The following is a 17,901-nucleotide window of genomic DNA, read 5'->3' on the forward strand; positions in this document are numbered from 1 at the left end:
CTGTCCCGATCCGAGGATCGGTTCGCTGCCATCAAGCGTCCACACTTATCGGCTGTTAGTTTTTAAAGAGCACATCTGCGAGAAGCGTTCTTCTCAGCAGCGCTGCGTTTTCAGCAGCAGAGAAACGAGATTATGAACATCGTTTCGCAGTTCGTCAACAACTTTTTTACTACGTCGTTGCGACTGCGGGGTTCATTTTCCTTCGCTCGCCCGGCCGCTGAACCTCCAGCCACCAGACTGCTTCGTTTCCCCTCTTCCGCGCCGCGTTTCCGTTAGCGCGAAAGAGGCGTGATTCTAGTCAGCTTGCGCGCATCGTGCAAGCGTTTTTTACTTACCCTCGTTGAGCGCCCTCAGCCACTCGATCGGGACGGCTTCCGCCATCGCTGCATAGCCGGCGTCGCTCGGGTGAATGCCGTCTCCGCTGTCATACCGATGCTGCAGGATATCCGGGGCGGCCGGGTCTCGCAGCACCTGATCGAAATCGATCACACCGTCGAACGCACCGCCGCCGCGAATCCAGCGATTCACCTCCAGACGAATCGCCTCGCGCCCGACCGGCAGCGCCGCAGGCGTCAGCGTCGCGCCGAACACCTTCACACCGCGACGGTGCGCGACACCGATCACCCGGCGATATCCGTCGACCAACATCGCCGCCGTGACCGCCGTGTGCGGATGATCGCAATCCAGCCCGGCATGCGGGGGCACCGCCGCGAAGTTGATGTCATTGATGCCGATCAGCAGGATCGCCGCCTTCACGCCCGATCGCGACAGCGCGTCCCGCTCGAACCGTTCTTGCAGCGGCGCTCCGTAGCACGCCGAGTCGCTGAGCAACCGGTTCCCGCTGATGCCGAGATTCACCACGCCGAGCGAATCCCCGTCCGCCGCCAGCCGCCGCGCCAACGCGTCGGGCCAGCGGCGGTTGCGGTTCAGGCTCGAGCGCAGGCCGTCGGTGATCGAATCGCCGATCGCAGCGACGCTCGCCCGCGCCGATTCCGACTCAACCGCCAGCTCGCTCACCCACACATATTGCGTAAACCGGGTGCGGAACGCCGCGCCGCCCGCATCGGTCGTGTGATCGCCCGGACCCGACACGTAGTTCAGCTGGTTGGACACACGATGCCAGACAGTCATCCGCTGATGCCTGTCCATATATAGCGAGATCGCGTACGGCCGACCGACGGACACCGCGATCGGCACAGGATCGCTTTCGATTTCCTGGCCCGGCGCCAGCTTGACCGACGCGCTCCCGCCAAAGCGCACGGCAACCGGCGCGCCGCCAGCCAACGCCGCGCCCTCTCCCGCTTGCGCCAGGCTCGCCGACTCGATGACGAGCGGCGCGCGGCCGTACGCGTTGCTCAGGCGTATCCGCGCCGCCCGGCCGGAGGCCGTTGGGTAGACGATCTGGCGCACCGTCCTGCCGGCCACTTCCGGCGCGCGATACAGCGGCGGCGGCGAATCCAGATCCGGAATCGGCTGCAGCGCCGTCGCCCAGGCCGCGACCCACCCGGCCGGCGCCGCATGTGCGGCAAGCGCCGGCAGAAACACGGACACACCCAGCACGAGTGAGAGACAACCACGTCGGAGTGACATCGGCGAACACCTGGCTCAACGGAAAAGGGCATTGTGCCCGAGAAGCGCCGCCGCCCTCCGCATGCCCCATCCCGCACGAGCGAATGCGACAAATTGCCTCTCGTTTACCCGAGCCACCCCACTTATTGCTAAAATTATTCATTGACCGACCGGTCGGTTGGCTTATACTGCGTGCACATTCAATCGGACGAGACCCTCGCCATGTACACGCAATCCCTCGACATCCCCGGCAACGTCGCGCCGCTCGACGTCGCAGCCGATTCGCCCGAGCAAGCGCGGTTCGACGCGGTCGTCGCTGCGGACGGCAAGATCGAGCCGCAGGACTGGATGCCCGACGCATATCGCAAGACGCTGATCCGCCAGATCTCGCAACACGCGCATTCGGAAGTCGTCGGCATGCTGCCGGAAGGCAACTGGATCTCGCGCGCGCCCAGCCTCAAGCGCAAGGCGATCCTGCTCGCGAAAGTGCAGGACGAAGCGGGCCACGGCCTTTATCTGTATAGCGCGGTCGAAACGCTCGGCGTCTCGCGCGAATCGCTGATCGACGCACTGCACGCCGGCCGCGCGAAATACTCGAGCATCTTCAACTACCCGACGCCCAGCTGGGCCGACGTCGGCGTGATCGGCTGGCTCGTCGACGGCGCGGCGATCATGAACCAGATCCCGCTCTGCCGCTGCACGTACGGCCCGTATGCGCGCGCGATGATCCGCGTATGCAAGGAAGAGTCGTTCCACCAGCGCCAGGGCTTCGATGCGCTGCTGGCGATGATGAAGGGCAGCGACTCGCAGCGCGAAATGGTGCAGCAGTCGGTGAACCGCTGGTGGTGGCCGGTGCTGATGATGTTCGGCCCGAGCGACGCCGATTCCGTCCACAGCAACCAGTCGGCGAAATGGGGCATCAAGCGGATCTCCAACGACGACCTGCGCCAGAAATTCGTCGACGCAACCGTCGAGCAGGCGAAGGTACTCGGCGTCACGCTGCCCGACCCCGACCTGAAATGGAACGACGCGCGCGGCCATTACGACTACGGCGCGATCGACTGGGCCGAGTTCTGGCGTGTCGTCAACGGCGACGGCCCGTGCAACAGGGAGCGTCTCGCCACCCGCGTGAAGGCGCACGACGACGGCGCATGGGTGCGCGAAGCCGCGCTCGCCCATGAGGAAAAGCGCCTCGCGCGCGCCCGGCAACAGGCCGCCTGAGCGGCAAGCGCCCGGCGCCTCGCGCCTGGCACATCGAAGTCAGCATTGCATGGGATCGGGGGGGGCGCTGAAGCGCCAACTCAGGTCGATCGCGAAGCATGGGCCCAGAGTAAGCGCTAAGGCGCTAACTCTGGGCGACAGGAGAGAGTGATGAACAAAGAATGGCCCATCTGGGAAGTTTTCGTCCGCAGCAAGCAAGGTCTCGACCACAAGCACTGCGGCAGCCTGCACGCCGCCGACGCGCCGATGGCGCTGCGCATGGCGCGCGACGTCTACACGCGCCGCCAGGAAGGCGTCAGCATCTGGGTGGTGCCGTCCGCGGCGATCACCGCGTCCGACCCGAACGAAAAAGGGGAAATGTTCGAGCCGGCGGGCGACAAGATCTACCGTCACCCGACCTTCTACACGTTGCCCGACGAAGTCAACCACATGTAAGCGGTTCGCGCCATGACGACCACGCCTGAACAACTCTCCTACGTGCTGCGCCTCGCGGACAACGCGCTGATCCTCGGTCAGCGCAACGCCGAATGGTGCGGCCACGGCCCGATTCTCGAAGAAGACATCGCGCTTACCAACATGAGCCTCGACCTCATCGGCCAGGCACGCATGCTGTATACGCACGCCGCCGAACTCGAGCGCCAGCTGAACGGCGCGTCGAAGACCGAGGACGACTACGCGTATTTCCGCACCGAACGCGAGTTCGCGAACTTCACACTCGTCGAGCTGCCGAATTACGGCCCGGTTTCGGGCACCGCGCACGCCGACAAGGACTACGCGGTGACGGTCGTGCGCAACTTCCTCTACACGTCGCTGATGCTGCGACTGTGGACCGCGCTCGAATCGTCGTCCGATACGCAGCTCGCCGCGATCGCCGCGAAAGCGGTGAAGGAAACCCGCTATCACGTCCACCACGCGCATGAGTGGCTGGTCCGCCTCGGCGACGGCACGGACGAATCGCATCGCCGCGCGCAGGCCGCGCTCGACTATCTGATTCCGTACACGCGCGAGTGCTTCGCGACCGACGCCATCGAGGAAGCGATCGCCGCGCAACGCGTCGGCCCGACGCTGGCGTCGCTCGAAGCGGCGTGGCGCGCGGATGTCGACGACGCGCTCGGGGAAGCAACGCTCGCGCTGCCGGCCCCCGTCGAGCACGTGACGACCGGCAAGCACGGCGAGCATTCGGAGCACATGGGCTTCCTGCTCGCGGAAATGCAGAGCCTCGCGCGCCAGCACCCCGGCGCGAGCTGGTAACGCGTTCATTCAACGGAGCACCACGATGTCCGTCCAACCCGACCCGGCCGCCGCACCCGCCCCGCACCACGCCGATCCGCTGCTCGCGCGCGCATGGGCGGCGCTGGAAGCGGTGCCAGACCCGGAAATCCCCGTCGTGTCGATCCGCGAGCTGGGCATCCTGCGCGACGTCCGTCGCGCGGAAGACGGCACGCTCGAGGTCGTCATCACGCCGACCTACTCGGGCTGCCCGGCGATGTCGCAAATCGCCGAGGACATCGCGGCCGCCATGCAGCAGGCCGGCTTGCCGCCGCACCGGATCGAGACGGTCCTCGCTCCGGCATGGACGACCGACTGGATCACGCAGGAAGCGCGCGACAAGCTGCGCGCGTATGGCATCGCGCCGCCGGTCGGGCAATGCGGCAGCGCGGCTTCACAGGAAAACGTCGTGCGCTTCATGCCCAAGCCGGCCGCGGCACCCGTCTGCCCGCGCTGCGGTTCAGCGCACACCGAACGCCTCGCGCAATTCGCATCGACCGCCTGCAAGGCGCTGTATCGCTGCCTCGACTGTCGCGAACCCTTCGACTACTTCAAACCTTACTGATATGGCGACCCCGCAATTCCATTCGCTGCGTATTCGCGACGTGCGGCCCGAGACCGCCGACGCCGTCACCGTTTCCTTCGAAGTGCCGCCCGAGCTCCGCGACGCATACCGCTTCACGCAGGGCCAGTTCGTCACGCTCAAGGCCCACATCGACGGCGAGGAAACCCGCCGCTCGTATTCGATCTGCGTCGGCACGACCGACTACGACCGCGACGGCGAATTGCGCATCGGCATCAAGCGCGTGCGCGGCGGGCGTTTCTCGAACTTCGCGTTCGACACGCTGCAGCCGGGCCACACGATCGACGTGATGACGCCCGACGGCCGTTTCTTCACCCACCTGAACGCGGATCACGGCAAGCAGTACGTGGCGTTCTCGGGCGGCTCGGGCATCACGCCCGTTCTCGCGATCGTCAAGACGACGCTCGAGATCGAGCCGCGCAGCACGTTCACGCTGATCTACGGCAACCGCAGCGTCGACGCGATCATGTTCGCCGAGGAGCTGGAGGACCTGAAGAATCGCTTCATGGAGCGCTTCGTCCTCTATCACGTGCTGTCTGACGACGTGCAGGACGTCGAGCTGTTCAACGGTGTGCTCGACCAGGCGAAATGCGCGGCGTTCCTCGAGATGCTGGTGCCGGCCGAGTCGATCGACGAAGCGTTCATCTGCGGCCCCGCGCCGATGATGGATGCGGCCGAAGCCGCGCTCAAGGCAGCGGGGGTGCCGCAGGCGAATGTCCACGTCGAACGCTTCGGCTCGCCGCTGCCGCAGGCCGGCGTGCCCGTCGTCGAAATTACCGACGACACGCCGGCCGCCGACCTCGAAGTCATCATCGACGGCAAGAAACGCAAGATGCGCCTTCCGTACGAAGGCGTGAGCCTGCTGGACGTCGGCCTGCGCGCCGGCCTCGCGTTGCCGTACGCATGCAAGGGCGGCGTGTGCTGCACATGCCGCGCGAAGGTGCTCGAAGGCGAAGTGCGGATGGAGAAGAATTACACGCTCGAGGAGCAGGAAGTGAAGGACGGCTTCGTGCTCACCTGCCAGTGCCACCCGGTCAGCGACAAGGTCGTCGTGAGTTTCGACGACCGCTAAAGCTTGCGCGCGAACGGTATCGCGCTGTCATGCATCTCGCTTACACTAGCAGCCGCCCGCCGGCCCGACGACCTATCGTCCGGCCAGCCGGCGGCTTTTTTTGTTGACGACAGGCCGATGGGTACCATTCACGTCATTCAGGGCGAAAGCGCCGCCGCCTCGCTCCGCACCGCGCTCGCCGATGCGGGACGCGACGACCGCGTCATCGGATTGCTGGACGATCTCGCGGTCGGGCCGCTGCGCGGCATCGACGAGTCGACAGACGTACGTGCCGCCTTCTGGCAGCGCGTGCTGGGCGACCGGGTGCCTGACTGGAAAGCCGAGGTCGAAGCCGAATTCGCTCGCCTCGACGCGCTGGCCATGGACAACGGCCAGGTCGTCACCTGGCACGCGCACAACGTTGCCGAACAACTGCTGCTGCGGCGGGTGGCCTACCATCTTCGCAACGTGCCGCAGCGGCTCAACGAGGTGCGGCTGTCCGCCGCCGATCTCGACGCATCGCAACGCGCGTCGCTCGCGCGCGCCGACGAGGCCTGCGGAGCGGGGATGTTCTCGCCGCCGCAACTGCTCGCGAAGCTCGCCGAAGCCGCGCCGATCTCGGTGCTGCGCATCAGCCGGCTCGCGCTCGAGTGGCAGGAAGCCAAGCAGGCCACCGCCGAGATCCGCTACTGGGCCAGCAACACGATCAAGAGCGGCCACTACGCCGATCTCGACACGCTGATCCTCGCGCAGCTATCCGACGGCTGGACGCCCGCGCCGGCGGTCGCCGCCGGCGTGCTGGCGGCGGCGGATCGCGGCTGCCTGTTCATCGGCGATTCGATTCTCTACTGGCGCTGCCGCGAGCTGGCCGCCGCCGGCCGCCTCGAATTGCGGCACGCATCGCTCGCCAACATACATTCCAATGAACTGCGCGCGGCACGCGCCGCCGCGCACCGCTAACCCCTACATCACAATGGCCCGAACCCGAGCGCCCGATCACGAATCCCAGCGCGAGCAGATCCTCGATCTCGCCGCCGACAAATTCGCGCAGACGAGCTACCCGAGCACGTCGATGTCCGATCTCGCCACCGCGAGCGGCACGTCGAAGGCGCGGCTCTACCACTATTACGCAAGCAAGGAAGCGATCCTCTTCGATCTGCTGGATCGCTACACGAAGCGGCTGATGCTGATCATCGCGGAGGTCGAGGGCGTCAGCCAGCGGCGCGGCCTGACCGAGCACGAGGCGTTCGCGGAGCTGGTGCGCGCGTTCCTCTCCGAATACGAGACGTCGCACAGCCGCCACGTCGCGCTGCTCAACGACGTGAAGTATCTCGAGGATGCGCAGCGCGAGATCATTCTCGACCGGCAGCGCGACATCGTCGCCGCCTTTTCGCGCCAGCTCGCGCGCGCGTACCCGGCGCGCATCTCGAAGGAAAACCAGACGTCCGTCACGATGATGGTGTTCGGCATGATCAACTGGACGTTCACCTGGCTCAAGCCGGGCGGCCGCCTCGGCTACCGGGACTTCGCCGAGCAGGTGATCGGCATGATCGAGCACGGCCTGTCGTCGCCGGCGTGATTTCTGCGAAGCAGCAAGCGTTGCGCGGGAGGAACAGTGCGACAGTTCGCCCCGCATTTCATATGATGAATTTTTAAATCAATAAAAATCAATGACTTACATGTTTATGTAAGCGTTTTTAGAATTTCTCCTCGAGACAAGTACGGGTTTTCCCCAATCATGAGCGTCATAGTCGGGTAAAATGCTGCTGCATTGCACAACCCGCTGTACGGTCACACATTGAGGAACCCACGATGAACACGCAACTTCACGGCTCAGCCGATGCGTTCGGCCAAGCCGGCTCTGCGCCAGTTCTCGTCAGGGAACTGGCTTCCAAAGACCGAGAGCAACTGCTCACCCACTTTCTCGCGCTCGACGAAGAAGATCGCCTGCTGCGCTTCGGGCAAATGGTGCCCGATCACGTGATCGAGAATTACGTCCGCACGATCGACTTTGGCCGCGATACCGTGTTCGGCGTGTTCAACCACCAGCTCGAGCTGATCGGCGTCGGCCATCTGGCCTACCTGCCCGCCGAGGGCGACAAGCGCACCGCCGAATTCGGCGTGTCGGTGCTCGAATGCGCGCGCGGCAACGGCGTCGGCTCGAAGCTGTTCGAGCGCGCCGCGATCCGCAGCCGCAACACCCACGTCACGATGCTGTACATGCATTGCCTGTCGCGCAACGCGACGATGATGCACATCGCGAAGAAATCCGGCATGCGGATCGAATACGCATACGGCGAAGCCGACGCGTATCTGTCGCTGCCGCCCGCCGACCATTCGACGATCATCGCAGAAATGCTGCAGGAGCAGGCCGCGGTGTTCGACTACGCACTCAAGCGCCAGGCGCGCCGCACGTCGCAGATCTTCGAATCGCTGATGCCCGCCGCGCTGACGGCCTGACGTCGCCCTGGCCGGGCCTCTCGCCCGGCCGGCGCACGCCGATCAACGCGTCGTGCGGATCGGCAACGCCGTCGTTTCCTTGAAACACTCGAGCGAAAAGCTCGTCTTCACGTCGATCACCGACGGATGGTGCAACAGTTGTTCCTGCACGAAGCGGGAAAAGTGCGCCATATCCTCGACCTGTACCCGCAACAGGTAATCCATGTCGCCCGTCATCGCATGGCAGGCGACGACCTCCGGCCACGCCTGCACGGCTGCGCGGAATAACTCCGCGTGTGTCGCGCCGGCGCGCGCCGACGCCTCGTCTCCCCGCGCCGGCGCAAGTCCGCCGCGCTTTTCCAGCCGCACGCTGACGTACGCGAGGAGATCGAGCCCCAGTTTCTGAGGATCCAGCAGCGCGACATAGCCGGTGATCACGCCGATCTCCTCCAGGCGCCGGATACGCCGCAGGCACGGGCTCGGTGACAGGTTCACGCGCTCCGCGATCTCCTGATTCGACAGGCGGCCGTTCTCCTGAAGAATCGCCAGAATCCGACGGTCGATGGCATCCAATTCGACTTGCGACACTTTCTGCCTCCAATGATCTGCTTCGAGACTGGAAATTGCGCCATCGTAGTCACGCACGATTAAGTTCGCAAGTTTTCGCTCCGCCTTGCCCGCTACACTTTGCCGCACACACTCATTCATCGTGCGCGTTGCGGCGCACCTCAGGAGACATCCATGCAGATCCCCGCCTGGGACAATCCCGTCGGCACCGACGGCTTCGAATTCATCGAGTACACCGCACCGGACCCGAAGGCACTCGGCCAGCTGTTCGAGCGGATGGGCTTCACCGCGGTCGCGCGCCATCGCCACAAGGACGTGACGCTGTACCGTCAGGGCGACATCAACTTCATCATCAACGCCGAGCCGGACTCGTTCGCGCAGCGCTTCGCGCGCCTGCACGGCCCGTCGATCTGCGCGATCGCGTTCCGCGTGCAGGATGCCGCGAAGGCCTACAAGCACGCGCTCGAACTCGGCGCGTGGGGCTTCGACAACAAGACCGGCCCGATGGAGCTGAACATCCCGGCGATCAAGGGCATCGGCGACTCGCTGATCTATTTCGTCGATCGGTGGAAGGGCAAGAACGGCACGCAGCCGGGCAGCATCGGCGACATCAGCATCTACGACGTCGATTTCGAGCCGATCCCGGGTGCCGAGCCGAACCCGGCCGGCCACGGCCTCACCTACATCGACCACCTGACGCACAACGTGCATCGCGGCCGCATGCAGGAATGGGCGGAGTTCTACGAGCGCCTGTTCAATTTCCGCGAAGTGCGCTACTTCGACATCGAAGGCAAGGTGACCGGCGTGAAGTCGAAGGCGATGACGTCGCCGTGCGGCAAGATCCGCATTCCGATCAACGAGGAAGGCTCGGAGACGGCCGGCCAGATCCAGGAATACCTCGACGCGTATCACGGCGAAGGCATTCAGCACATCGCGCTCGGCACGTCGAACATTTACGCGGCGGTGGACGGCCTGCGCGGCAAAGGCGTGACGCTGCTCGACACGATCGACACGTATTACGAGCTGGTCGATCGCCGCGTGCCGAATCACGGCGAACCGCTCGACGAGCTCAGGAAGCGCAAGATCCTGATCGACGGCGCGCGTGACGACCTGCTGCTGCAGATCTTCACTGAAAACCAGATCGGGCCGATCTTCTTCGAGATCATCCAGCGCAAGGGCAATCAGGGTTTCGGCGAAGGCAACTTCAAGGCACTGTTCGAATCGATCGAGCTCGACCAGATTCGCCGCGGGGTCGTGCAGGACAAGGCCTGACGCGGACGGCAACGGTGCGCCACGCAACGCGGCGCGCAAACGCAAAGGGCGGGAATCGCGAGATTCCCGCCCTTTTTCTCATGCGCGGCTGCTCGACCGCGCGATCCGGTCAATGCGTGGCCGGGTGCCGCGTGGCCGTGCGTACGGCCGTCGACGGCGGCCGCCTCACCTCGCCCGCGGCCGCGAACGGGCGCATCTGCACGCCGGCCGCCACCGCCAGCGCGCTCGCGCCTCGCCCGTGCGGCCGGCCATTCATCGAAAAGAACGCGGCAGACACCATCAGAAAGCTCTGGACATGTCGTGTATTCATTGCACCTCCTCATGAACCGCCGGCGTCTCTCCCGGTGCGCGTCTCGAAGCGCTGCACCGGAACACCTTCGGCTGGCCGTCAAGATTAACGGCGATTGACGGCGGATTCGTGCGGCATTACATGCTTTTACATGCTGTAACGCGCCTCATGTTGAGGATTACCCAGCAGCAGCGGGTATTTTTGAACATCGAGCGGCGGGTTTATCCCAGTGCTACGATCGCTCAAAACCCGCCAATATGGCGGCCCCGGCCAACGCGTCCACAAGACGCCGACACACCGGAAGTTTTGGCGATCCCAAACTGGGTGGAGGAGATCCGATAATGAATGCCCCGCTAGACGCAGGCCAACGCGCGTCGCTCGAAGCCGCGCTGCAGTCCGTCACGCTCGACGACAAATACACGCTCGAACGCGGTCGCGCGTACATGAGCGGCATCCAGGCTCTCGTGCGCCTGCCGATGCTTCAGCAGGAACGCGACCGGGCCGCCGGCCTGAACACCGCCGGCTTCATCTCCGGCTATCGCGGCTCGCCGCTCGGCGGCCTCGATCAATCGCTGTGGAAAGCGAAGAAACACCTGTCCGCCCATCAGATCGTCTTTCAGCCCGGCCTGAACGAAGACCTCGCCGCCACCGCCGTGTGGGGCTCGCAGCAGGTCAACCTGTTCCCCGGCGCGAAATACGACGGCGTCTTTTCGATGTGGTACGGCAAGGGCCCGGGCGTCGATCGCACCGGCGACGTGTTCAAGCACGCGAACTCGGCCGGCTCGTCGCAGCACGGCGGCGTGCTGGTGCTCGCCGGCGACGACCATGCGGCGAAGTCGTCGACGCTCGCCCACCAGTCCGAGCACATCTTCAAGGCCTGCGGGCTGCCGGTGCTGTTCCCGTCCAACGTCCAGGAATATCTCGACTTCGGCCTGCACGGCTGGGCGATGAGCCGTTATTCGGGCCTGTGGGTCGCGCTCAAGTGCGTGACCGACGTGGTCGAATCGTCGGCGTCGGTCGACATCGATCCGCACCGCACCCGGATCGTGCTGCCGACCGACTTCGCGATGCCGGACGGCGGCCTCAACATCCGCTGGCCCGACCCGCCGCTGGTGCAGGAAGCGCGGCTCCTCGACTACAAGTGGTACGCCGCGCTCGCGTATGTGCGCGCGAACAAGCTCGACCGCATCGAGATCGACTCGCCGCATGCGCGCTTCGGCATCATGACGGGCGGCAAGGCGTATCTCGACGTGCGCCAGGCGCTGACCGACCTCGGCCTCGACGACGAAACCTGTGCGCGCATCGGCATCCGCCTCTACAAGGTCGGCTGCGTGTGGCCGCTCGAAGCCCAGGGCGCGCACGCGTTCGCGCACGGGCTCGAGGAGATCCTCGTCGTCGAGGAAAAGCGGCAGATCCTCGAATACGCGATCAAGGAAGAGCTGTACAACTGGCCGGACGCGCAGCGGCCGCGCGTGTACGGCAAGTTCGACGAGAAGGACGGCGCCGGCGGCGAATGGTCGGTGCCGATGGGCAACTGGCTGCTGCCCGCGCACTACGAGCTGTCGCCCGCGATCATCGCGAAGGCGATCGCCACCCGCCTCGAGAAGTTCGAGCTGCCGTCCGACGTGCGCGCGCGCATCGCCGCGCGCATGGCCGTGATCAACGCGAAGGAAATGGCGCTCGCGAAGCCGCACGTGACGACCGAGCGCAAGCCGTGGTTCTGCTCCGGCTGCCCGCACAACACGTCGACCAACGTGCCCGAAGGCTCGCGCGCGATCGCCGGCATCGGCTGCCACTACATGACCGTGTGGATGGATCGCAGCACGAGCACGTTCAGCCAGATGGGCGGCGAAGGCGTGCCGTGGATCGGCCAGGCGCCGTTCACCGACGAAAAGCACGTGTTCGCGAACCTCGGCGACGGCACCTATTTCCACTCGGGGCTGCTCGCGGTGCGCGCGGCGATCGCGTCGAAGGCGAACATCACCTACAAGATCCTCTACAACGACGCAGTCGCGATGACGGGCGGACAGCCGGTCGACGGCACGCTGACGGTGCCGCAGATCACGCATCAGCTCGCATCCGAAGGCGCGAGCAAGATCGTGATCGTCACCGACGAGCCGGAGAAGTACGACGGCAAGACGTCGCTGCTCGCCGCCGGCGTGACGATCCATCACCGCGACCGGCTCGACGACGTGCAGCGCGAACTGCGCGAGATCGGCGGCACGACGATCCTGATTTACGACCAGACCTGCGCGACCGAGAAGCGCCGCCGCCGCAAGCGCGGCGCCTATCCGGACCCGGCCAAGCGCGTCGTCATCAACGAAGCGGTATGCGAAGGCTGCGGCGATTGCTCGGTGCAGTCGAACTGCCTGTCGGTCGAACCGCTCGAGACCGAGTTCGGCACCAAGCGCCAGATCAACCAGTCGACCTGCAACAAGGACTTCTCGTGCGTGAAGGGCTTCTGCCCGAGTTTCGTCACCGTCGAGGGCGGGCAATTGAAGAAGCCCAAGGCGGTGTCGGTCGACGCGAAGGCGCTGCCGCCGATCCCGGAGCCGTCGCTGCCGGTGATCGACCGCGCGTACGGCGTGCTGGTGACGGGCGTCGGCGGCACCGGCGTCGTCACGATCGGCGCGCTGCTCGGGATGGCCGCGCACCTCGAGAACAAGGGCGTGACGGTGCTCGACGTCACCGGCCTCGCGCAGAAAGGCGGCGCCGTGATGAGCCACGTGCAGATTTCGCACGCGCCGTCCGATATCCACGCGACCCGCATCGCAATGGGCGAAGCGGATCTCGTGATCGGCTGCGATGCGATCGTCACCGCCGGCGACGAATGCACGTCGCGGATGCGGCATGACGTGACGCGCGTCGTCGTCAACAGCGCGAAAACGCCGACCGCCGATTTCATCAAGAACCCGAACTGGGCGTTTCCTGGCCTCAGCGCGGAGCACGACATCCGCGCCGCCGCCGGCGCCGCAGTCGATCTCGTCGATGCGAACCAGTTCGCGGTCGCGCTGCTCGGCGACGCGATCTACACGAACCCGTTCGTGCTCGGCTACGCGTGGCAGCGCGGCTGGCTGCCGTTGAGCCATGCGTCGCTGGTGCGCGCGATCGAGCTGAATGGCGTGCAGGTCGACAAGAACCTCGCCGCGTTCGAGTGGGGCCGGCGCGCGGCGTTCGACCTCGCCGCCGTGCAGCAGACCGTCGCCGGCGACGCGCGTGCCGTGCAGCCGGGCGCAACCGTCATCGCGCTGCATACGAAGAAGTCCGTCGACGCATTGATCGCGAAGCGGGTGGAATTCCTCACCGCGTACCAGAACGCCGCCTATGCGGCCCGCTACGCGAGCGTCGTCGACAAGGTGCGCGCCGCCGAGCGCGCGGCGTCGGACAGCGACGCCTCGCAGGAGCCGCTGACCGAGGCAGTCGCGCGCAATCTCTTCAAGCTGATGGCGTACAAGGACGAATACGAGGTCGCCCGGCTGCAGACCGATCCGGCGTTCCTCGCGCGCGTGGCCGCCCAGTTCGAGGGCGACTGGAAGCTGACGTTCCATCTCGCGCCGCCGCTCGTCGCCAAGAAGGATTCACACGGCCACCTCGTCAAGAAGCAGTACGGTCCGTGGATGCTGACCGCGTTCCGCACCCTCGCGAAGCTGAAGTTCCTGCGCGGCACCGCGCTCGATCCGTTCGGCCGCACCGAGGAGCGCCGCACCGAGCGCTCGCTGATCGGCGAGTACGAAGCGCTGGTCGGCGAGGTGACGGCCGGGCTGCGCGCTGCGAACCGGCCGCTTGCGCTCGAACTGGCGGCGTTGCCCGACGGCATCCGCGGCTACGGCCACGTGAAGGAGAACAACCTGCGCGCGGTACGCCAGAAGTGGAACGCACTGCTCGCCCAGTGGCGCTCGCCGGCAGGCGGGCAAGACCGGCAGCACGTTGCGTGACGCATCACGAAAGCCGGCGTCCGGGCACATCCCGGACGCCGGCTTTCGTCACGTTCCGGACGCGCTCACCTTTCGCCCCCTGATCGCGTCGCCCCGCCGCCCCGTGGTCGAACCACCGACCGCGCCGCTGAATCCCTCCCGTTCGAACCCGCAATAAAAAACGCCACGGAACCTGCGTCCCGTGGCGCTCTTGCCGCGCGCAACACGCGCGGCGCTGACCGGTGAACGATCGCGTTACTTCGCGCTCACGTTCACATTCGCGGCGGCCACCGCGGTCATGTTGATGATCCGGCGCACGGTCGCGGCCGGCGTCAGGATGTGGACCGGCTTCGCCGCGCCGAGCAGGAACGGCCCGACGGTCACGCCTTCACCGCCGACCATCTTCAGCAGGTTGTACGCGATGTTCGCCGCTTCGACGTTCGGCATGATCAGCAGGTTTGCTTCGCCGGTCAGCGTCGTGCCCGGGAAGGCCGCCTTGCGGACCACTTCCGACAGCGCCGCGTCGCCATGCATTTCCCCGTCGACTTCCAGGTGCGGCGCACGCGCGACGATCTGCTTGCGGGCCTCGGCCATCCGGCGCGACGACGCCGACGGCGCGCTGCCGAAGTTCGAATTCGACAGCAGCGCGGCCTTCGGCGTGATGCCGAAACGCTCGATCTCGGCGGCGGCCTGGATCGTCATGTCGGCGAGCTGCTCGGCGCTCGGCACTTCGTTCACGTAGGTGTCGCACATGAACAGGTTGCGGCCCGGCAGCATCAGCAGGTTCATCGCCGCGTAGTGCTCGGCGCCCTCGGCCCGGCCCAGCACCTGATCGATGAACTTCAGGTGGCTGTGATACGTGTCGATCATCCCGCAGATCATGCCGTCGGCATCGCCCAGACGCACGAGCATCGCACCGATCAGCGTGTTGAACTTGCGCAGCGCCGCCTTCGCGACTTCCGGCGTCACGCCGTCGCGCGCACCGATCTCGTGATACGCCTGCCAGTACTGGTGATAGCGGGTGTCTTCCTCGGGGTTGATGACCTCGAAATCGACACCGGCCTTGAGCTTCGAGCCGATCTTCTGCAAGCGCATCTCGACGACCGACGGACGGCCGACGATGACCGGCTTCGCGATCTTCTCCTGCAGCACGAACTGCGCGGCACGCAGCACGCGCTCGTCCTCGCCCTCGGCGAACACGATGCGGGCCTGCTTCGACTTCGCGGTCGCGAACACCGGGCGCATCACCATGCCCGTGCGGTAGACGGTCGCGCCGAGCTGCTCGCGGTACGCGTCCATGTCCTCGATCGGGCGGGTCGCGACGCCCGAATCCATTGCTGCCTGCGCGACGGCCGGCGCGATCTTGATGATGAGGCGCGGATCGAACGGCTTCGGAATCAGGTATTCCGGCCCGAATTCGAGCGAGTGGCCTTCATACGCCTTCGCGACTTCCTCGCTCTGGTCGGTTTCCTCGGCCAGTTCGGCGATCGCGCGCACGCACGCGAGCTTCATCTCTTCCGTGATCGTCGTCGCGCCGACGTCGAGCGCACCGCGGAAGATGAACGGGAAGCACAGCACGTTGTTGACCTGGTTCGGATAGTCCGAGCGGCCGGTCGCGACGATGGCGTCCGGGCGCACGGCCTTCGCGTCTTCCGGGCGGATTTCCGGCTCCGGGTTCGCGAGCGCGAGGATCAGCGGGCGGTCGCCCATCGTCTTCACCATGTCCTGCTTCAGCACGCCCGCGCTCGAGCAGCCGAGGAACACGTCCGCGCCGACGATCGCGTCGCCGAGCGTGCGCGCGTCGGTCGTCGAAGCGTAGCGCTGCTTCGACGGATCGAGGGCGCCGCGGCCTTCGTAGATCACGCCCTTCGAATCGCAAACGAGCACGTTCGCCTTGTTCAGGCCGAGCTTCACCAGCAGGTCCAGGCAGGCGATCGCCGCCGCGCCCGCGCCCGAGCAGACGAGCTTCACGTCGGACAAATTCTTGCCGACCACCTTCAGGCCGTTCAGGATCGCTGCGGACGCGATGATCGCGGTGCCGTGCTGGTCGTCGTGGAAGACCGGGATCTTCATCCGCTCGCGCAGCTTCTGCTCGATGTAGAAGCACTCGGGCGCCTTGATGTCCTCGAGGTTGATGCCGCCGAGCGTCGGCTCGAGCATCGCGATCGCCTCGACGAGCTTGTCCGGATCGAGTTCGTCGAGCTCGATGTCGAACACGTCGATGCCCGCGAACTTCTTGAACAGGCAGCCCTTGCCCTCCATCACCGGCTTCGCGGCCAGCGGGCCGATGTTGCCGAGGCCGAGCACCGCGGTGCCGTTCGTCACGACGCCGACCAGGTTGCCGCGCGACGTGTACTTCTGCGCATCGAGCGGATCGGCGTGGATCGCCTCGCATGCGGCCGCGACGCCCGGCGAATACGCGAGCGACAGGTCGAGCTGGTTCGACAGCGGCTTGGTCGGGGTGACCGAAATCTTGCCGGGTTTCGGATTCAGGTGATAAGCGAGAGCGGCCTGCTTCAGTTGTTCGTCCATGATTGACCTGCGAGAGACATGCGTAATGTTAAACGATCAGTACACTGCACCTTGAGCCGCGCATGCGTGGATCGAGGGGATGGTCGACTGCGACGGCCGGTGCGCGCCGGATCGGCGCGCCATCGAACCTTGGCGGATGGCAAGAGAGAAGTACAAAGTGCTGGGCGATTTCGTAGAACTATCTAGTGTACACCTCGGGCATGACGATTCGTTACTGCGATGCCGCATCGCGCGCCGCATGGGCCGGCCGGCGGAGGCCGCGAAGCCGCAAGCGGCCCGAAAGGCCGTCGGCTTCCGTCCGAATCGGGTAAAATCGCGGGCTACGCGCGCAGCGAAACGCCCGGCCTCGGGCCGGCCGCGCCCCGGCCCTCGCGGGCGGGCTCCCCTTGCTGCGCCGCCGGGCCCGCGCCCGCTCCTCGCTCACCATCCAAGGAACGCCCATGACAGGCTTCGATCGTCAGACGATCTCCGACACGACCGCCAAAATCCTGCTCGAAGTGCAGGCGGTGCACTTCAACGCCGAAAAGCCGTTCATCTTCACGTCCGGCTGGGCCAGCCCGGTCTACATCGACTGCCGCAAGCTGATCTCGTACCCGCGCGTGCGCCGGGGCCTGATGGAAATGGCGGAAGCCACGATCCTGCGCGACGTCGGCTACGAGCAGATCGACGCGGTGGCGGGCGGCGAAACCGCCGGCATCCCGTTCGCGGCCTGGATCGCCGACCGCATGATGCTGCCGATGCAGTACGTGCGGAAAAAGCCGAAGGGTTTCGGCCGCAACGCGCAGATCGAGGGCAATCTGGAAGAAGGCTCGCGCGTGCTGCTCGTCGAAGACCTGACGACCGACAGCCGCAGCAAGATCAACTTCGTCAACGCGCTGCGCACCGCCGGCGCGCAGGTGAACCACTGCTTCGTGCTGTTCCACTACAACATCTTCAAGGAAAGCGTCTCGGTGCTGAAGGACATCGACGTCGACCTGCACGCGCTCGCGACCTGGTGGGACGTGCTGCGCGTCGCGAAGGCGTCGGGCTATTTCGAGACGAAGACGCTCGACGAAGTCGAGAAATTCCTGAACGCGCCGGCCGAATGGTCGGCCGCGCACGGCGGCGCGACCGGCGCCCAGGAGTGACCGCGGCGGGCTTCGGCCCGCTGCCGGGCGTCCCGCAAGACCGCACGCCGCGCTGGCGTGCGGTTTTT

At 65.8% G+C, this 17,901-nt stretch carries 15 protein-coding genes; 11 read left to right on the forward strand and 4 right to left on the reverse strand.

Going from position 1 to position 17,901, the window contains the following annotated elements:
* Positions 1-327 precede the first annotated feature (327 nt).
* Positions 328-1,590 (reverse strand): SGNH/GDSL hydrolase family protein, encoded by a 1,263-nt coding sequence (locus LIG30_RS13210; RefSeq protein WP_038712869.1) that lies wholly within the window; start codon positions 1,588-1,590, stop codon positions 328-330.
* 201 nt (positions 1,591-1,791) lie between these two features.
* On the opposite strand from LIG30_RS13210, the gene paaA reads away from it, so the two are divergent.
* From paaA to LIG30_RS13250, 8 genes are all read left to right on the forward strand, one after another.
* Positions 1,792-2,790 carry a 1,2-phenylacetyl-CoA epoxidase subunit PaaA gene (gene paaA, locus LIG30_RS13215; RefSeq protein WP_038712871.1) on the forward strand — a complete coding sequence of 333 codons (999 nt, stop codon included), beginning with the start codon at positions 1,792-1,794 and terminating at the stop codon, positions 2,788-2,790.
* Between the two features lie 150 nt (positions 2,791-2,940).
* The gene (gene paaB, locus LIG30_RS13220) at positions 2,941-3,225 is read left to right on the forward strand and encodes a 1,2-phenylacetyl-CoA epoxidase subunit PaaB (protein ID WP_038712873.1); all 285 of its coding nucleotides are present in this window, start codon (positions 2,941-2,943) and stop codon (positions 3,223-3,225) included.
* A gap of 12 nt (positions 3,226-3,237) precedes the next feature.
* On the forward strand, positions 3,238-4,041 hold the full coding sequence (gene paaC, locus LIG30_RS13225; protein WP_038712875.1) for a 1,2-phenylacetyl-CoA epoxidase subunit PaaC: 804 nt from the start codon (positions 3,238-3,240) through the stop codon (positions 4,039-4,041).
* A gap of 25 nt (positions 4,042-4,066) precedes the next feature.
* Positions 4,067-4,624: a 1,2-phenylacetyl-CoA epoxidase subunit PaaD gene (paaD, locus tag LIG30_RS13230; RefSeq protein ID WP_038712877.1), complete on the forward strand. Its 558-nt coding sequence runs from the start codon at positions 4,067-4,069 to the stop codon at positions 4,622-4,624.
* A gap of 1 nt (position 4,625) precedes the next feature.
* Positions 4,626-5,714: a 1,2-phenylacetyl-CoA epoxidase subunit PaaE gene (gene paaE / locus LIG30_RS13235; RefSeq protein WP_038712879.1), complete on the forward strand. Its 1,089-nt coding sequence runs from the start codon at positions 4,626-4,628 to the stop codon at positions 5,712-5,714.
* Between the two features lie 117 nt (positions 5,715-5,831).
* Positions 5,832-6,653 (forward strand): DUF1835 domain-containing protein, encoded by an 822-nt coding sequence (locus tag LIG30_RS13240; RefSeq protein WP_038712881.1) that lies wholly within the window; start codon positions 5,832-5,834, stop codon positions 6,651-6,653.
* Positions 6,654-6,666: 13 nt separating this feature from the next.
* Positions 6,667-7,272: a TetR/AcrR family transcriptional regulator gene (locus LIG30_RS13245; RefSeq protein ID WP_038712948.1), complete on the forward strand. Its 606-nt coding sequence runs from the start codon at positions 6,667-6,669 to the stop codon at positions 7,270-7,272.
* Between the two features lie 233 nt (positions 7,273-7,505).
* The gene (locus tag LIG30_RS13250; protein ID WP_038712883.1) at positions 7,506-8,153 is read left to right on the forward strand and encodes a GNAT family N-acetyltransferase; all 648 of its coding nucleotides are present in this window, start codon (positions 7,506-7,508) and stop codon (positions 8,151-8,153) included.
* Between the two features lie 42 nt (positions 8,154-8,195).
* Here LIG30_RS13250 and LIG30_RS13255 read toward each other — a convergent pair whose 3' ends face one another.
* Complete coding sequence (locus LIG30_RS13255) at positions 8,196-8,720, reverse strand: Lrp/AsnC family transcriptional regulator (protein ID WP_038712885.1); 525 nt, start codon at positions 8,718-8,720, stop codon at positions 8,196-8,198.
* Positions 8,721-8,873: 153 nt separating this feature from the next.
* Here LIG30_RS13255 and hppD point away from each other — a divergent pair, with 153 nt between their 5' ends.
* Positions 8,874-9,971 carry a 4-hydroxyphenylpyruvate dioxygenase gene (hppD, locus tag LIG30_RS13260; protein ID WP_038712888.1) on the forward strand — a complete coding sequence of 366 codons (1,098 nt, stop codon included), beginning with the start codon at positions 8,874-8,876 and terminating at the stop codon, positions 9,969-9,971.
* 109 nt (positions 9,972-10,080) lie between these two features.
* Here the strand turns inward: hppD and LIG30_RS13265 are convergent, their stop codons facing one another.
* On the reverse strand, positions 10,081-10,281 hold the full coding sequence (locus tag LIG30_RS13265; RefSeq protein WP_051995017.1) for a hypothetical protein: 201 nt from the start codon (positions 10,279-10,281) through the stop codon (positions 10,081-10,083).
* A gap of 320 nt (positions 10,282-10,601) precedes the next feature.
* Between LIG30_RS13265 and LIG30_RS13270 the strand changes: the two genes are divergently transcribed.
* A complete protein-coding gene (locus LIG30_RS13270; protein ID WP_038712889.1) occupies positions 10,602-14,195 on the forward strand; it encodes an indolepyruvate ferredoxin oxidoreductase family protein in 3,594 nt (1,197 codons plus the stop codon).
* 234 nt (positions 14,196-14,429) lie between these two features.
* On the opposite strand, the gene LIG30_RS13275 is transcribed toward LIG30_RS13270, so the two are convergent.
* Positions 14,430-16,706, reverse strand: a complete 2,277-nt coding sequence (locus tag LIG30_RS13275) for an NADP-dependent malic enzyme (protein ID WP_038712892.1) — start codon at positions 16,704-16,706, stop codon at positions 14,430-14,432.
* A gap of 440 nt (positions 16,707-17,146) precedes the next feature.
* On the opposite strand from LIG30_RS13275, the gene LIG30_RS13280 reads away from it, so the two are divergent.
* Positions 17,147-17,833 (forward strand): orotate phosphoribosyltransferase, encoded by a 687-nt coding sequence (locus LIG30_RS13280; RefSeq protein ID WP_038712893.1) that lies wholly within the window; start codon positions 17,147-17,149, stop codon positions 17,831-17,833.
* Positions 17,834-17,901 lie beyond the last annotated feature (68 nt).

It is taken from the genome of Burkholderia sp. lig30, from assembly GCF_000687455.2.
GTDB lineage: Bacteria > Pseudomonadota > Gammaproteobacteria > Burkholderiales > Burkholderiaceae > Burkholderia.

Coding starts and splice junctions, on each gene's coding strand:
- LIG30_RS13275 (WP_038712892.1), bottom strand. CDS start 16,706: ATGGACGAACAACTGAAGCAGGCCGCTCTCGCTTATCACCTGAATCCG.
- LIG30_RS13265 (WP_051995017.1), bottom strand. CDS start 10,281: ATGAATACACGACATGTCCAGAGCTTTCTGATGGTGTCTGCCGCGTTC.
- LIG30_RS13270 (WP_038712889.1), top strand. CDS start 10,602: ATGAATGCCCCGCTAGACGCAGGCCAACGCGCGTCGCTCGAAGCCGCG.
- LIG30_RS13240 (WP_038712881.1), top strand. CDS start 5,832: ATGGGTACCATTCACGTCATTCAGGGCGAAAGCGCCGCCGCCTCGCTC.
- LIG30_RS13210 (WP_038712869.1), bottom strand. CDS start 1,590: ATGTCACTCCGACGTGGTTGTCTCTCACTCGTGCTGGGTGTGTCCGTG.
- paaE (WP_038712879.1), top strand. CDS start 4,626: ATGGCGACCCCGCAATTCCATTCGCTGCGTATTCGCGACGTGCGGCCC.
- paaD (WP_038712877.1), top strand. CDS start 4,067: ATGTCCGTCCAACCCGACCCGGCCGCCGCACCCGCCCCGCACCACGCC.
- hppD (WP_038712888.1), top strand. CDS start 8,874: ATGCAGATCCCCGCCTGGGACAATCCCGTCGGCACCGACGGCTTCGAA.
- LIG30_RS13245 (WP_038712948.1), top strand. CDS start 6,667: ATGGCCCGAACCCGAGCGCCCGATCACGAATCCCAGCGCGAGCAGATC.
- paaC (WP_038712875.1), top strand. CDS start 3,238: ATGACGACCACGCCTGAACAACTCTCCTACGTGCTGCGCCTCGCGGAC.
- LIG30_RS13250 (WP_038712883.1), top strand. CDS start 7,506: ATGAACACGCAACTTCACGGCTCAGCCGATGCGTTCGGCCAAGCCGGC.
- LIG30_RS13280 (WP_038712893.1), top strand. CDS start 17,147: ATGACAGGCTTCGATCGTCAGACGATCTCCGACACGACCGCCAAAATC.
- paaB (WP_038712873.1), top strand. CDS start 2,941: ATGAACAAAGAATGGCCCATCTGGGAAGTTTTCGTCCGCAGCAAGCAA.
- paaA (WP_038712871.1), top strand. CDS start 1,792: ATGTACACGCAATCCCTCGACATCCCCGGCAACGTCGCGCCGCTCGAC.